The organism is Ktedonobacter racemifer DSM 44963, assembly GCF_000178855.1.
In the GTDB taxonomy this organism is placed as follows: Bacteria; Chloroflexota; Ktedonobacteria; order Ktedonobacterales; family Ktedonobacteraceae; genus Ktedonobacter; species Ktedonobacter racemifer.
Map to the genome: position 1 here is coordinate 601,785 of NZ_ADVG01000003.1, position 14,874 is coordinate 616,658.

The window sequence follows — 14,874 nt, forward strand, 5'->3', positions numbered from 1 at the left end:
ATCACCAAAATTTGCAAGCAGACAATGACCCCAACAAGGAAAACTTTCCTGCATTTGAGAAAAACAAGATGCCGCGAGCATTATCACCATCGGCGTCAACGGTCCTTCTCACGCATACCTCATCAATATCGACTACCACTTATTTGCTTTTTTACCTGTTTATGTTATAATTACATCCCCATAGTTTTTCCTCAAAAGAATCCCCTGGTATATCCTCGTAAGGTGTTCTCTGTACGTGCGCGTGTTGGAAGGGATGGGTGACGTGTGGAACAGAAGCAGCAGGGATCGTGGTTTGGACGTATACGCCAGGCAGTGAGTGGCGGCGCGCGGGATGCGCGTATCAGTGAGCAGATGAATCCCGTTTTTTTCTCCTCGACGGCGGGCGTGGAGGAGGAGCGGCGCTGGGGCTATGCCAGCGGCACGGAGGAGGACTACTACTGGCGACGCCTCTCGGACAACTTCTACCTGAAGGATCTTGTGCCCTCGGCCTACCTGGAGATGCACAACCAGGTCTATGAGGCCTATCACGCCAATCCTCTGGCCTTCGCCATCATTGAGATGACGACCAGCTTTGTCCTGGGGCGCGGCGTCAAGCTGGATGCCAGCAATAAGCGTGTCAAGAAGGTCCTCGACGAGTTCTGGCAGGCCAATAGTATGGATGAGCGTGTCTACACCATCTGCAATGAGCTAGCCTTGTATGGTGAGATCTTTGTGCGCTACTTCGTCAATCGCTTCGATGGCAGCGTCAAGGTGCGCCTGACCGACCCCTCGCTTATCGACCAGATCGAGACCGATCCCGAGGATATCGAGACACCACTCCGCTTCCATCGCCGCCCGGTGGGCGAGAGCGCCAGCGCTCCATCCTCGACGACTGGCGGCTTAAAGCTGGTCTTCCGGCTGGGCGAGCGTGAGACGGAGGGCGAGTGGTTTGAGGCCGACAGCCAGATGCAGCAGTTCGCCATCAACAAGGTCTCCAACGCCAAGCGTGGCAACTCCGACCTGGCGACCATGCTCCCCTGGCTCCGTCGCTATAAAGATTGGCTGACCGACCGTGTACGCATCAATAAATATAAATGGGCCTTCATCTGGGATGTGACCCTGCGTGTGGCCTGTGTCTGTGCTCGGGAACAGTATCGCGTGCTCAAATGCTACCTGCCAAAGGGGATGTTTCACGCGCTCCATGTTCGCGACCCAACGCTCGTTGCGCTCTTGCTCTCACAACCCGATCTTCTTCTGCTTGCTGGAGAACTGCGAGAGAAGGTCACACGGTTGCGGGACCTCTTCCCTTCGCTTCCCCTGGTTATCTGGTCAGACGACGCTGACCAGCAATCTATTGCGCAAGCGCTCGACCAGGGAGCAGATGACTACATTCTGGCCTCTTGTGGGCAAGAGGAGTTGTGTGCTCGTCTGCGTGCTCATATGAGAAGAGCCAGGCAGGCACCCTCTTACTCAGGAACAGGACACGCGCTTGAAAGCCTGGATCATCAGATCCGCCTTGATAGGCAGCAGCGAAGAGCCATCGTACGTGAAAATGAGGTATCGCTGACGCCCATCGAGTATGCGTTGCTCTGGCTCTTTCTGTCACACGCTGGAAAAGTGTTGGATCATACAACGCTCTTGCGCATCGTGTGGGGCGAGACGTATCAGGGGGAGATGGAACTTCTCCGCGTCCATGTACTCCATCTACGCCACAAGCTCGAAGACGATCCGTCTCATCCCTCGTATCTTGAAACGATTGTGGGGATTGGTTATCGCTTTCGACAAGAAGACATACCTCCTGATGAGAAGATGGTAAGCACACAAGACACTCTCCCGCGAGTTGAGGGAGAGCATCAATAATGAACACATTCTCTAGAAGTCATACTGACAGAGGATTTCAGAAGTCATAAACTGTGGAAGGGTATAAGGTGACACAGCACCAATTTATTCTGGTCCATGAGAAAGAAAAGAAAGAAAACACGATAGACACGCGTACGACTCCCGTTCCTGGCCCCTTTCCTCCTTCTTTGCCAGGGATTCCACTCCACAACCTCCTCGAAGATATTGGCGAAGTGGTGAAGCATGTTGACGATCTCCTTGAGGATGTAGAGCAGTGTCGTTCTGCATTGCTTGGGTTAGGGTGTTGGGCTATAAGTGCGGATGATACTGATGCAGTTCAGCCTTTGTTTGCGCATGTGAGCAGCGCCCAGGAAGCCCTTCCCCGCTTAGACACCTTGATTCGAGAAGGCATTTGCCAGCCTATGCAACAGGAACTCCGCTTTTTTGAGGCATACTGCACACAACATATTGGCCAACCAACCTCGCGCGCGTTGCAGGTGTTGAATGATGAAGAATGCTGATGAGGGAAACACAGAAAAAGCGTTGAAAATGACTTCTCCATCATTCCCTTTTAGAAGGCTGTAAACCCAAATGGTCTGGTGATCTTGTAGACCTCTTTGGTTTCATCATCTTCCTCCTGTTCTTTCAAGACAGTTACCAGATGCTTAAAACCTGTAGCGTATCAGGAGGTATTACAACGAACACCAGACCATACTTACCACCATATGTAGTTGCGACTTAACAAACGGTTTCATCTCATAGTGGCTGTCTAAAAAATTTGTTCCCTCTCAAGATACTTTTGAACTTCCGAAATAGCCTGCACCGTATTCTTGAAGAGAACGGCATATATCCCAAGCCTTTGAGCAGCCTCAACATTTCTTTCCTTGTCGTCTACAAATACCACCTCATGAGGCTGCATACCTAACCGCACGAGAGCAAGCTGATAGATACGCGCATCTGGTTTGGATACCCCCTCTTCACCATCAAATATCATCAGATCCACCAGTTTCTCCAATCCAAATTTTCGGTTCGCAGCCTCACGTGACCCACCATTGCAAATCGTGGCTATTTTGTAGTGAGAACGCAGGTCACGCACAAACTGAGCAAGGCCTGTATTTACCTGCTCATAATCATACGGGTAAACATCATTTTCTTGTCCACGAAGCGGGTTATCTTTTCTGAATCGCTCCCAATCAATATCGATAAGGACACCACCTAGATCAAAGATAACAGCACGAATAGCCATCCACTGCTCCTCCTTTCACAAGACCTTTTCTCTCGTCATCTCATGCTCAGCACTCAAAACATCATTGAGCATCCACTCTTATACATGAGGATCTCTTCTTTCTGAAGAAGAGATCCTTGTAAGAAACTAGAGAGATCGTTGCCCGCAAGAAATAAAGGTGTTGGAATAACTTTTGTAGCGATCATATTCTTCCAGAGAGGTAGCCAGGGCCTGATCGTATTGTGCTGGCGATACCCCTAACTGAGACAGCACTTGCTGGCGCATGGCTTTATTGACGGCCTGAACCCCTGTTGCCGCCATGGTCCCGATACGCCCTCCCCAACTACCAACAGGATTGGGAACCTGTCGATGCATAATATTGGTCAGGCCCGCGGCTTCGAGGAGCGTCTGGGTACGACGGGTCATCGAAGGATCAATGCCTTTTCGGCGGCTCGCCTCCGTGATCCAGGTCGCAAGTTGCGTACTGGCTGGCCCCATCTGCTCAAAGGCGATATCTACTTCCACGAGTTCAACCCAACCACCGGGGCGGGTCACCTTCACCAGTTCCTGGACCTCGCCTGGCCAGCGCTGGGTGGGAAGCGCAAAGACCAGGAGCCGTTGATGCACATAATCAAAGCTCTGTGGCGCAAAGGGAAGCCCCTCAAGAACATTGCCTTGCACAAAGCGACACGTGTCCGGGAACTCCGGACTTCGTGGCAAGGAGAGGGGAGAAACGAGATCAAAACCTACAATGGTTGCTTGAGGATACGTGACAGCTATTTCCTGACACCAGCGTCCGGTTCCACATCCAACATCTAAAATACTGGTCGGATTCTGCAACGGAGCCAGGGCATTGCCTTTGAGCGTGGCACGCAAAATATAATGTTGAAAATCCAATCGATTTATTTCTTCATCATTTCGGGGTAAGAGATAGGGAGCATTCTCCTGCTCCCCGAACGGTTGTGATCCTGACTGCCTCTGAGCCATTGAGGGGACCCTCCCCCTTCTGTCCGGTGATAACTTCTTTCGTGAAAATATCTTGAGGAAAGACATGTGAGCATCCTGCCTTATCTGTATGTTTGCTTTCTTGGAATACTGTAACATCTTCACCTGCTTCAACACATTAAAAACATATAAAGATTTTTCCTCAACAGTCACGAAGGCGCTTCCAGAGGCCCTTGGCTGTTGAAGAATGCCCCTCTTCAATGAGAACATAGGCATGAATGGCACGCTCACTTCTCCGACTTCGCCCAAAACTGGGAAGAACTTCGCCCACTATTGGGTGGTTTTCCTCTTCCCTTTCAACGCCCTCTTTGAGTACACTTACCCCTGATACATGTAGATCGATAAAGAAGAAGGAGCGATTGGATGCCTCGCCTGCTTACTGGTACTCTTCTTTCTATAATGACCAAACGACCGTATGTCATGTCCTTCCGTTGGGGAGGTATTGCCCTGCTTGTGCTCTCGGGTGTGCTGCTTACCACTCCCGCGCCCTCTCCGTCTCGCGCTTCGTTGTCCGCCACGCCTGTCACGCTGGCAGGTGGAGGTGACCACACAGGCTTGCTTCTCAGCCCTTCCTCTCATCAGCAAGCGTTTGCCTGCGGAATTGGGGACGTGGCCTGCTATAGCAATGAGTTCCTGGCCTACATCACCGAACAGATCTGGAATATCGTGCACCCTATCATCGAGCTCTTTATGCAAAACCCCTTTAATTTCCTGTCCCAGACGCCAGCGCTGGCCACCTATGACAACAGCCAGATTCAAAAAATGGTGAGCTGGGAGCTGGGCTTTCTGGATACGGGGTGGTGGTCCTGGTCGGCTTCCTGGCTTACAACGTGCTCATTGGGCGAAGTATCGGGGTCCCTATGCCCTCCTTGCATGAGGCCCTTCCGCGGCTCTGCGTGGCTTTTCTTGCCGCCCACATCAGCCTGTACGTGTGCCGGCTTCTCATTGACTTTAATAATGCCCTCTGTCTGGGCGTCGACGAGTTATTTCTCCACTCCTTTCTCAAGGACACCCTCTCCTTGATGATCAACTTTGTGGGTCAGACACCCGACCAGGTGGCCCTTGGTTTCTTGCTTCGGGTCTGGTTTGTGATCTTTCTCTTCTGGAACATGCTCTGGCTGGCCTGGCAGATGCTGGTCCGCCTGGCAGTCGTCGCCCTGCTCACCGCGCTCTCACCGCTCGGGTTTCTCTGCCTGGCGCTGCCACAAACCCAGCGCTGGGGACAGATCTGGTTCTCCGCCTTTGTCTCAACGGTCATGATCCAGTTTGTCCAGATCACGGCGCTGAGTTTAGGCGGACTCCTGGTGAGCTATAGCACAAGCATTCAGGTGACCACCGGCCCGATTGCAGGACTGGAAACGATTATCCAGCAAATCGTGTCGCTACTGTTGAGTGGAGCCGTGTTCTTTCTGGTCCCACGCCTGCCTTCCATGATCCAGGACTACGCCTTGCGCCCGATCTTGCAGGCGCAACAACAAGCAGACCATGTTCAATCTCACATCAGTACACAGGTCGAACAGATGGCGATCCGAGCCATTGCGACGCTCTAGCAGAAGGAGGAAGAGAACGGATGCTCAAGGTACTCCTGGTTAGTGGAAGCCTCTTCATGGTGCTCATGATGTTCGCCACGAGCATGACGGTCACCATGGACGCGCAGGCCCAGGGGCCGCCTCTCATGATGAGTCCTGGCACACAAACCATTGATACATCAGGCACTGGACGGCGGACAGAAGTGGTGCAATGGGCGCTCAAGATGGCGGCCCACTTGCATTGCACACCTGCGCGCCTCGTTACGGATTGCCAGGGCAGTGGCGCTGACCACTACTATGACGCAGGCTTCCCGCCTGAGATCATTCAGTGGGCAAACACGCGCTGCCCTGGGTGTGCGGCCTGGCAGGCAGACACCTTTCAGTGCGTCGTGTTTGTCATTGCCGCCTACGCGTATGTCCAGCCTCTCCCCGTTCAGGGGCAGAATGCCAATCAGTATTGGGAGCACTTTGTCTCCCAACCCGGCTGGCAGCGCCTGCCTGTGCATGGGAATGTACCTCAACCCGGCGATATCATGGCCTGGAATGGAGGAGCCTATGGGCATGTGAGTATTGTCCTTGGCGTTGACCCTCGCCATACCGCCATCACCTTTGCCCAGGCCAATGGCGAGTTCCCAGTTCAAACCCTTCCTCTCAATCATGATGGATCAATCAATACACAGAACGGTTACTGGAATGCGTTTGAGGTGGTGGGCTATCTCCATCCCCTCATCCTTTCCTAACAAAGAACGAAAAAGGAGAGAACACGATGATTCCCCTGCTTTACTGGCACCCGGCGCTCGTTTCCGCCGTGATGCGGGTCCTGGGAAACCTGCCCGCGCATCACCTTTTGGTCTCGCTGGCTGACGCTCCCATTCTCAATCCCCTCTTCCCGCTCGTAGTAGCAGCCACTGGAGGAGGCGATGCCTCTACGATCACCCAGTTTTTCAAAAATCTCTACGACAACGGTATCAAACAGGTAGCCTACGCCGTCGCCCTCTTCTTCTTTGCGTGGGGAGCAATCGGTCTGATGTTTCCTCATGAGCGCTCCCAGGATCAGGCCAAGGCCGCGCTCTACCGCGCAATGGGAGGGCTGGCACTCGTCCTCTTAGCAACCGCCATCTCTTCCATTATCAATAACGCGGCCCCCTGATGGTCTGAAGAGACACGTCCAGACATGTCTCTCTTCCCGAACGAAAGGAGTTTTTTGCGATGACACTGACCAACACGACCGATGCGTCCACAAGGCGCCAGACCTACACCGTGCCCACGCACATCAACAAGCCTGATAAGCTGCTCTTTGGGCTGACAGCACGCCAACTGCTTCTGCTCATCACGGGCGCAAGTCTGGCCTATGCGACCTGGCTCCAGGCCCTGACCTGGGCCATGGCCTGGGGAATCGGGCTTCTCTGGAGCCGGGGACTCGCATTTCTGGCCATACTTCCACTGGTGATGATGACGCTGGCCGGCACCTTTCTCACGATAGCAGATCGCCCCCTCGAACTCTGGGTCGTGGTGTGGATGCGTGCGCATGTCGCACCAGTCACCTATGTATGGCGCAGCGCCAAATGGGATGAGGCCAAGCAGCGTCGTCTTCACGCACGAACAAGAGCCCACACACGACAGGAGGAACAGGACCAGAGTGAGCACGAACAGGAGGGATGGTCATGATCATGCAAGAGGATCAGCCTACCAACGACCCATCGCTCCTCACAGCACATCAGGAGCGTTCCCAGACGGGAACGATGCGTTCAGAACGCCAGCGTCCACCTCGTGCTCGTCGCCAGCATCGACGGAGCCGAAAACATGGGAGCGTGCAGCGCCACTTTGTCTTGCTCGATCACATTGTTCAGGATGTGCAGGTCAATCGTGCGCCTCTGGCAGAGAGACCGCAGGAACGTGAGTATCTGGCAGCTCTTGAAATTCGGGCCACCAACTATACCCTCAAATCTCCCCAGGAGCGCGCGACGATAATGCTGGCCTTTCGCGCCCTTCTGCGTTCGCTCCGTTTTCCACTCCAGATACTCATTCGTTCCCAGAGGATGGATCTCTCCTCCTATGTGGAACAGCTTCAGACCCATGAGGACCGCTGGCAAGGAGAAGCCTTCGATATTGCCATCGCGCACTAACGCGCGATGCGTCTGCTTGGAGCACAACGCACACTCATTGATCGCCGTTTTTACCTCCTGCTCACCGCTGATCAAGAGAGGGTCCAGAGCACCTGGAACAGCTCCCTCTGGCGCCTGCTCAGCCGTCGTGCCAGAACGCGTGCGCAGAAGGCACGTCTGGATGAAGCCCAACAGATCCTCGCCACACGTGTTCAGACGATACAACATCAACTGGCCGCCATGGGGTTACTCAGCCACCGCTTGGCAGGCAAAGAACTGGCTGATCTGGCCCACGGTGCGCTTCAGGGAGAGCAGGCAGCACGCTTTCCGCTGCCTGAGAGCATCTTTGCGCTCTCCGACAAACCCTTTGCGCGTCCAGCCATTGACGTGTTCACGCCCTCCTCCCAGGAGGAAGAGGCATCGTTCGATCCGTACACTATGCAAATGGAGGAGGCCTTACTCTTACCCTCGGCCCGTGACCGTTTGCTGGCACCAGCCGACCTCATGGCTCTCAAAGACCTGCTGGCCCCGGAAAGTGTTCGCGTGACCTCACGCTATGTACAGATCGGTGAGGAATACGTACGTGGGCTCGCGGTCGTTGGCTTCCCACGCGAGATTGTGGAGGGGTGTCTCTCGCCGCTCCTCGCCTGTGATGAGATTTTTGATCTGTGTTTCCATTTCTCGCCACAAAACACGGCGGAATTCGTCAAGCGACTGCTCTTCCGCAAAGAGCAGTACGCCTCCACCCAGCGGATGAACCTGCATCGAGGCAGGCAGCAGGACCCGACCCTCCAGGTCGCTGAAGCCGATGTGACGGCACTCATTGGGCCGCTGGCAGCCGGAGAAGAGAGCATGCTGGAGATGGGGTTCTATCTCCTGGTCCGCGCACCCGACCTCGCCACGCTCAACGCGCGCACCGACCGCCTGCGCCAGATCCTGCACCAGCACCTCTTCGTGGCTCATCCAACGACCCTGGAACATGCTGAGACCTTCCGTACATGTCAGCCCACCTGTACCGATACCCTGGGGCGCACCTTCACGACTACCAGTACAATTGCAGCCTGCACCTTCCCTTTCATGAGCGAGTCGTTCGCCATGCAGGACGGTACCTTTGTGGGCGTGACCACGAGTGGCGAACCAGTGCTTCTCAATCCCTGGGCACTGGAGAGCCCACACGAATTTTGGGGCGGGGTCACCGGCAGTGGGAAGTCCTATACCGCCAAGCTGTGGCTGTTGCATCAACGCTTCCGCCATCCCGATACCCAGGTGCTCATTCTCGATCCTTCCCGTGAATATGAGCGCCTGGTCGACGTGTTTGGTGGAACGATCCTTCGCCTCTCCCCAGGCTCAGAGCACGCTATTAACCCCTTTGATGTCCTCCCGCGTGGGGTGGACATGGACTGGTATGTGACCACCCAGAGACGAGGGGACCGACTCGCGGAAAAGATGACGCAGCTGCACGCCTTCCTGGATCTGCTGCTCGCGGAATACATCCCTCATCCCACCACGCTCTCAGCACGGGAGAAGGCCTTCCTGGATCGGGCCTTCTACGAGTGTTATCGGCGGGTGGGCATTACCATAGACCCGCGCACCCATGATCGGCAGGCGCCCCTACTACGAGACCTCTACGATGTGCTCAAAAGCGGGGTCGTTGGTCAGGATGACTATGGCCTCGCTGACCGGCTGGAGCGTTACGTCCATGGAAGCCTGTCTGGCCTCTTCAATCGCCAGACCAGTGTCACCCTTGAGACCGCGCTCATCAGCTTTGATGTCAGCGAACTGCGCGGCAGTCGAGAACTGCGTCCCATTGGCATGTTCTTGATCGCGGAACTCATCTGGTCCCAGGCCCTCTTTCATCCACGTCCCAGGCGCTGCTACATCGATGAGGCCTGGTCCCTCATCGCGCACGAGGAAGGGGGGCGCTTTCTGGAACGGTTGGCGCGTGAGGCACGCAAGCACTACCTGAGCCTGATCACCATCACCCAGAACCCGGAACAATTCATCCTCAATCCCTATGGCAACATCATTGCGCAGAACGCGCTCATCAAAGTCTTAAAACGCCTGGATAGCGTTGGTGCTCAGGCTGCTCGTGAGGCCTTCGGGTTGACCCAAGAAGAAGAGCAGTTGCTCCTCTCCATACAGCAAAACCGGGCCTTGCTCTCCGTTGGCTCCAAACGCATGCTGGTCGAAATGAACGCCTCACCGGAAGAGCATACTCTGATCACGACCGACCCACAAGAACTGACAGTTCAACGACGCCAGCACACACACAAGAAAGAAGGCAACGCATGACGAGCATCTGGCCCTTCTCACCTACACCACACAGGTCCTCTCTCGCCCGCATCATCCCCGCGCGGGGGATGACGCTGGTTGAACGCGATGCGCTGGAGGGTACCATGCAGTCACTGGTGCTGCAAGGAAGCGTGCTCGCCCTGGAAATCGCAAGCACCCCAACAGACACGCATCAGGCACGAAGCGTGCAGTTTCTCCTGCGCTCACCGTCTGAAGAGGCCTTACGGGCCACGACACGGCAGATCCAGATGCGCTATCCCCAGGCCATCGTGCGCTATGCTTCCCCTGAAGAAGACCCATTACAGGTACAAGAATATGAACTGGTCAGTGCAATGGAATTACGAGCCGGGGGCGAAGCCTACGAGACGCTGCGTTCCTGGTCCCCCGGAAAGGCCCATGAGCAAGGGATCGATCCCTTACTCGGGCTTTTGACCACGCTTGAACACCTTCCTACCGGGATGCGCGCAGTGACCCAACTGGCACTCACTCCACTACCACCGACCTGGGCGCGCAAGTATCAACGCCTCTCCGTCGAGCACCCTTTGGAAGAAGAGCGAGAGCAACGTCGAGAGACGCAAGCACGCCTGCGCCGAGGCGCTCCAGGTTGGGAACAGCTTGTGCTCCTGGGCATCGTGGTAGGACTCCTGATATTATGGAATTATGGTCAGGCGCATCATCTCTTCCCTGCGTGGCTCCAGCAGGATGTGCTCAGTCTCCTGCATGGCTCACTCCCCCACCTCTCCTCTTCCCAAGAGGCCATCCTCGGAATAGGCCTGGTGGGAGGAATCATACTCATCGCGGGAACAATAAGAAGCATACGCTGGCTAGGAGAGCGTCTCTTTGGCGGCACACGGTACTATGACATGAAACGGGTGGCCGAGAAAATCGGCAAGAGTGCCTATCGGGCGCGCCTGCGTGTCTATCTCATCGAAGAGGCTCCCCAGATGCAATCGCTCGTACAGACGCAACAGCAGCACCTCACTATCAGCGCACGGCTCACATCCTCCTGGCAGCAGTTTCAGCAGAAGCGAGCACAACAACGACGCCATGAACAGATCCATGAAACACTTCTTGCCGCCTACAGGCATGCTCACACTTCAACGGCCTACTTTACCTCCCATAGACTCTCTGCACATTACGCCCAGCGCCTCACGCAGGAAAACACCTGGTGGAAACATCTGCAACGGGGCACGCTCTTTCTCACTGGGGAAGAAGTCGCCACGCTCTGGCACCTGCCACCTGGGGATCATCTGAGTGAAGGGACCAATGTCGAACAACGGCAGGAACGCCCCCTGCTCGCCCCCCATGTGCTCACGACCGGAAACGGATGGCAGCTTGGCACATCCACTCATGCTGGCAAAAGCGTGCCGGTACGCTTTCCTCCCCCTGAACTCCTCAAGCACAAATTCGTGATTGGGCGCACCGGAAAAGGCAAGAGCACGCTCTTTCATCACCTGGCGCTAGCGCATCTGGCTACCTGTCTCCAGCCACACCCCGGCCTCTGTGTCATCGAGCCGCACGGAGACTTAATCGAGGATCTTCTGGGCTTGCTGCCATCAGAACGAGAAGAGGAGGTCGTGCTTATTGACCTGCATCAACAAGGATTTCCGCCCGGGATCAATCCCCTTGATGCCACCCAGGTGACCTCCCTGGAAGAAGCAGACCTCATCGTCAGCCATCTTTTGACGACCTTCAAAGGCATCTGGAGCACAGCCTGGGGACCACGCGTCGAGAATGTGATGCGCTTTTCGTTGAAGACGTTGTTAGAGGCCAACCGGACACTCGTACATACGGACCCCCACCAGGGTCCGGAGCAACAATATACGCTGCTTGATGTGACTGTCTTACTCAACAAACAGAGTTTTCGCGCTCGCGTGCTCGATCTGGTGGAAGACGTCCACGTGCTTGACTGGTGGTACCAGTATTATGACCGTCTCGATGTCAGAATGCAGGAAGAGATCACGACACCCGTGCTGACCAAGATCTCCGCCTATGCCAGCGCACCCATCTCGCGGCGTCTACTTGGCCAACCCACTTCAACCATTGATTTTCGTCGCGTCGTGGACCAGCACCAGATCCTGCTCGTCAATACGGCAAGTGGACAGATAGGACAGGATGTCTCTTCCCTTATTGGGGCTTCCATCCTGGGGCTTTTCTCAGCGGCGCTCTCCCGGCAACTCTCCCTCCCACCGGCGGAGCGCAACGTCTTTTTGCTCCTCGTCGACGAATTCAAGAATTACCCTGTGAATTATGGCACTATCTTGAGCGAACTGCGAAAAGCAGGCGCCTTCCTGGTCCTGGCCACCCAATCACTGGCCCAACTCGATGTGGTCGACCGGGCATTGCGTCCAACAGTGTTTGCCAACGCAGACCATCTCTTTGTGTTTACGCTCGCAGGAGAAGATGCCTACTTGCTACGGCATGAACTGGGACATCTTCTAAGTCCCGAAGATGTCACCAACCTCCCCGACTACACCTGCTACGCGCGCTGGTCGCTCAACGGGCAACGACTTCCCTTCTTTTCCCTCACCCTCGATCTTCCCCCGGCTGGGAATGTTCAGGCGGCAGAGCACCTGCGAGAGCAATATGCGCTGCGTTATGGTCGCCCGGTCAGAGAGGTTGATGTCCTGCTCGATCAACTGAACGCACGTCATGGAGCGCGCCCACGCAAAAAGGAGAGTTTTTTGAGCCATGAACAGACACAAACAGCAACGTCACCCGCGTCCATCATACTACCTCCCCAGGAAGCAGTCACCCCCGATCTGGCACCAGCCCCTATCCCTTCCCCCTCAGTCATGCCCCCCATGGCTCGGGGGGAAGAGACAGAGGACACACCGCCGGAAGCACACACGACGACGACACCACCAGCCGAGCCTCATGCATCCTCGGGCGAAAAACGCGTCCGTATCCGCCGCCCGAAGGCATCAGTGACACAAGCACCTGCTGAGAAGGAGCCGCTTATAGAAGTGCCTGCGTCGTCACAAGACACGCCTCTTCAGGCTCCACTTCAGACTGTGCCAGAGCACTCCGAATAGAAAGGAAATCGAAGCGATGAATTCCCTGCACACTTACTCATCTCAAGAGCATGAAGAGGCACAGATTCTCGAACAATACGCCGAACGCCATGCGCTCTCAGCGGTACGTGGCGCCAACTTTACCCAGTGCCTGACCCTCCATCATCTGGCGGCAGATCTTGAACTGGTCGATCCAGGTGGGCGACCGCATCTCATGCATGGCAAGGATCTCTCTGATGAGCGCACCTGGAAGAAGTTCCTTGCCTCCCTCCAGCATCCAATGAACCTGCTTTCGCTGACCCAGAGTGCGGAACCGCTCGCCAAACTGTATCGAACCTGGTTGCTCACCAAACATACGCAACGTTACCGCTGGCTCAACACTCCAGGGCAGATTCACTGGTTTGAACAGGTCACCGCCCTGGTAATTCTCCGCAAGCTGATGGAGGCCAAACACCATGCCTGGACCTACCAGCACAACGAGGGCGCCTTTGCAGACACCTGGTGCGCGCTAGAGATGAGGCATCTCATGTCACTCAATGCGATGACAACGGAAATCGCCAAGGCCATCCATCACATCGTCCGGCAACCTGAGCAAGCGAAAGACATGATAGAGCATCTCTTTGACATCCAGGCCACACGCCTGCTGGAGCAACCCGTGCATCTGCGCCACCTGCTCCCGCCCCTGCCGCCACTCCCCACAGGAGTTGCTCTGCCACAGGCGCTTCTTCCTCTTCTCGGAGAGCTGAAAGAAATGAAAGAGATGCCCTCTCCAATGCCAACAAAGGAGGTTTAAACATGACGCAATCGCCCCAACAAGACCAGCGTGAACCCGTTCAGCAATCGACGTTTGACTATACCCTCCTTGATGAGGATACACGTCGCTTTGTCTCCCAGAAGACGGTTGAAACTCAGGGGTACCTGAAACGAACGGCTGAAGATGTGGTGCAGATTGGACGCAACCTGCAAGCCGTCAAAGAGCGCCTGCCGTATGGCCAATTAATGATCTGGGTCAAAGCAGAACTGGGACTGACGCGGCAAAGCTGTCAGAACTTTATGCGGGTAGCTGAACGTTTTGGCGAAAACATCCAGCACTTCCGCACTCTCCCCGTCTCGGTGCTCTACGAACTGCTCAACGCTCCCGAAGACGTGCTCAAACAGGTTGAAGAGCAACAGATTGCGCCAACGCTCCCCGCGATACGCGCGGCCAAAGAGCAGACTCGCCAGGAAGCAGTAGAACAGAGCACACCAGTGGCAGAGGAACAGAGGCCAGACGAGATCGAACTCTTCCAGCTTCGCAGACAGGTCACACGCCTGGAACAAGAACGCCAACGCTTGCTCCAGGAAGTGGCCGACTACCAACACAAGGAACAAGAGGATCCCGTTCTTCCAGCACAGGTAGAGCAGCATATCCAGACGTTAGAGCAGCGCGTGAGCGAGCTGACCACACAGCGCGAGACCCTCTCACGACACCTTGCCAGCGTGAGCGAGCAAGCGCGCCAACAGATGCTGGAACGCAATACCTTGAGCCACGAGCAGCAGGCCCGTACACGTTGGCGAGAGGTCACCACGGAATTTGTACAGAGGGGAGGGATCCTGCTCTCAAACATGCCTTCCTCCCTGATGCTCGACACCTTTGAGGCAGAAGATTGGGGCAGGGTGGAACAGGTCGAACAGCTCCTCTCTCAATTGAGGCAAGCCATTGACCAGCTCCATCATGTTTCCTCTCACACCGTTGACGCTGGATGATAACAGATCTCTTCACGTGACGACCTGTTAAAACAACTTTTGCTCACTAGTGCAGACCACTTTGAAACGTCATGCGTCGTGGACGCACCACTCCCGATGAGGCATACGCGACCTCAGAAGATACTGCTGGCGAACCCCTC

Annotated in this window: 13 protein-coding genes; 11 read left to right on the forward strand and 2 right to left on the reverse strand. The window is 55.4% G+C overall.

From position 1 onward, the window contains the following. Positions 1 to 264 precede the first annotated feature (264 nt). Both KRAC_RS62895 and KRAC_RS31660 read left to right on the forward strand, forming a co-directional pair. Entirely contained in the window at positions 265 to 1,839 is a 1,575-nt protein-coding gene (locus tag KRAC_RS62895) for a winged helix-turn-helix domain-containing protein (protein WP_007914363.1), read from the forward strand. A 68-nt stretch (positions 1,840 to 1,907) separates the two neighbouring features. Then, the gene (locus KRAC_RS31660; protein ID WP_007914365.1) at positions 1,908 to 2,339 is read left to right on the forward strand and encodes a hypothetical protein; all 432 of its coding nucleotides are present in this window, start codon (positions 1,908 to 1,910) and stop codon (positions 2,337 to 2,339) included. Between the two features lie 248 nt (positions 2,340 to 2,587). Here KRAC_RS31660 and KRAC_RS31665 read toward each other — a convergent pair whose 3' ends face one another. After that, on the reverse strand, positions 2,588 to 3,064 hold the full coding sequence (locus tag KRAC_RS31665; RefSeq protein WP_007914367.1) for an HAD-IA family hydrolase: 477 nt from the start codon (positions 3,062 to 3,064) through the stop codon (positions 2,588 to 2,590). 126 nt (positions 3,065 to 3,190) lie between these two features. Beyond that, positions 3,191 to 4,030, reverse strand: a complete 840-nt coding sequence (locus KRAC_RS62900; protein ID WP_007914369.1) for a class I SAM-dependent methyltransferase — start codon at positions 4,028 to 4,030, stop codon at positions 3,191 to 3,193. Positions 4,031 to 4,848: 818 nt separating this feature from the next. On the opposite strand from KRAC_RS62900, the gene KRAC_RS31680 reads away from it, so the two are divergent. Genes KRAC_RS31680 through KRAC_RS31720 form a run of 9 tightly spaced genes read left to right on the forward strand, consistent with a single transcriptional unit; the run spans position 4,849 to position 14,734 of the window. Beyond that, a complete protein-coding gene (locus KRAC_RS31680; protein WP_157507374.1) occupies positions 4,849 to 5,598 on the forward strand; it encodes a TrbL/VirB6 family protein in 750 nt (249 codons plus the stop codon). Positions 5,599 to 5,618: 20 nt separating this feature from the next. After that, positions 5,619 to 6,317 (forward strand): CHAP domain-containing protein, encoded by a 699-nt coding sequence (locus KRAC_RS31685; protein WP_007914373.1) that lies wholly within the window; start codon positions 5,619 to 5,621, stop codon positions 6,315 to 6,317. Positions 6,318 to 6,343: 26 nt separating this feature from the next. Further along, entirely contained in the window at positions 6,344 to 6,727 is a 384-nt protein-coding gene (locus tag KRAC_RS31690; RefSeq protein WP_007914375.1) for a hypothetical protein, read from the forward strand. 59 nt (positions 6,728 to 6,786) lie between these two features. Further along, positions 6,787 to 7,245 (forward strand): PrgI family protein, encoded by a 459-nt coding sequence (locus KRAC_RS31695; protein WP_007914377.1) that lies wholly within the window; start codon positions 6,787 to 6,789, stop codon positions 7,243 to 7,245. Continuing rightward, positions 7,242 to 7,703, forward strand: coding sequence for a hypothetical protein (locus KRAC_RS76465; RefSeq protein WP_007914380.1), 462 nt, complete (start codon positions 7,242 to 7,244; stop codon positions 7,701 to 7,703). Before KRAC_RS31695 ends, KRAC_RS76465 begins: the two co-directional genes overlap by 4 nt. Positions 7,704 to 7,709: 6 nt before the next feature. Then, on the forward strand, positions 7,710 to 9,974 hold the full coding sequence (locus KRAC_RS31705) for a VirB4 family type IV secretion system protein (protein ID WP_007914382.1): 2,265 nt from the start codon (positions 7,710 to 7,712) through the stop codon (positions 9,972 to 9,974). Then, positions 9,971 to 13,009, forward strand: a complete 3,039-nt coding sequence (locus tag KRAC_RS31710) for a type IV secretory system conjugative DNA transfer family protein (RefSeq protein ID WP_007914384.1) — start codon at positions 9,971 to 9,973, stop codon at positions 13,007 to 13,009. Before KRAC_RS31705 ends, KRAC_RS31710 begins: the two co-directional genes overlap by 4 nt. Positions 13,010 to 13,025: 16 nt before the next feature. Beyond that, the gene (locus KRAC_RS31715) at positions 13,026 to 13,781 is read left to right on the forward strand and encodes a hypothetical protein (RefSeq protein WP_007914386.1); all 756 of its coding nucleotides are present in this window, start codon (positions 13,026 to 13,028) and stop codon (positions 13,779 to 13,781) included. Positions 13,782 to 13,783: 2 nt separating this feature from the next. Then, a complete protein-coding gene (locus KRAC_RS31720; protein WP_007914389.1) occupies positions 13,784 to 14,734 on the forward strand; it encodes a DUF3102 domain-containing protein in 951 nt (316 codons plus the stop codon). Positions 14,735 to 14,874: the final 140 nt, after the last annotated feature.

What these genes read in the sequence shown, in the direction of transcription:
- KRAC_RS31665 (WP_007914367.1), bottom strand. Translation starts at nt 3,064, where the DNA reads ATGGCTATTCGTGCTGTTATCTTTGATCTAGGTGGTGTCCTTATCGAT.
- KRAC_RS62900 (WP_007914369.1), bottom strand. Translation starts at nt 4,030, where the DNA reads ATGGCTCAGAGGCAGTCAGGATCACAACCGTTCGGGGAGCAGGAGAAT.
- KRAC_RS31685 (WP_007914373.1), top strand. Translation starts at nt 5,619, where the DNA reads ATGCTCAAGGTACTCCTGGTTAGTGGAAGCCTCTTCATGGTGCTCATG.
- KRAC_RS31690 (WP_007914375.1), top strand. Translation starts at nt 6,344, where the DNA reads ATGATTCCCCTGCTTTACTGGCACCCGGCGCTCGTTTCCGCCGTGATG.
- KRAC_RS31695 (WP_007914377.1), top strand. Translation starts at nt 6,787, where the DNA reads ATGACACTGACCAACACGACCGATGCGTCCACAAGGCGCCAGACCTAC.
- KRAC_RS76465 (WP_007914380.1), top strand. Translation starts at nt 7,242, where the DNA reads ATGATCATGCAAGAGGATCAGCCTACCAACGACCCATCGCTCCTCACA.
- KRAC_RS31705 (WP_007914382.1), top strand. Translation starts at nt 7,710, where the DNA reads ATGCGTCTGCTTGGAGCACAACGCACACTCATTGATCGCCGTTTTTAC.
- KRAC_RS31710 (WP_007914384.1), top strand. Translation starts at nt 9,971, where the DNA reads ATGACGAGCATCTGGCCCTTCTCACCTACACCACACAGGTCCTCTCTC.
- KRAC_RS31715 (WP_007914386.1), top strand. Translation starts at nt 13,026, where the DNA reads ATGAATTCCCTGCACACTTACTCATCTCAAGAGCATGAAGAGGCACAG.
- KRAC_RS31720 (WP_007914389.1), top strand. Translation starts at nt 13,784, where the DNA reads ATGACGCAATCGCCCCAACAAGACCAGCGTGAACCCGTTCAGCAATCG.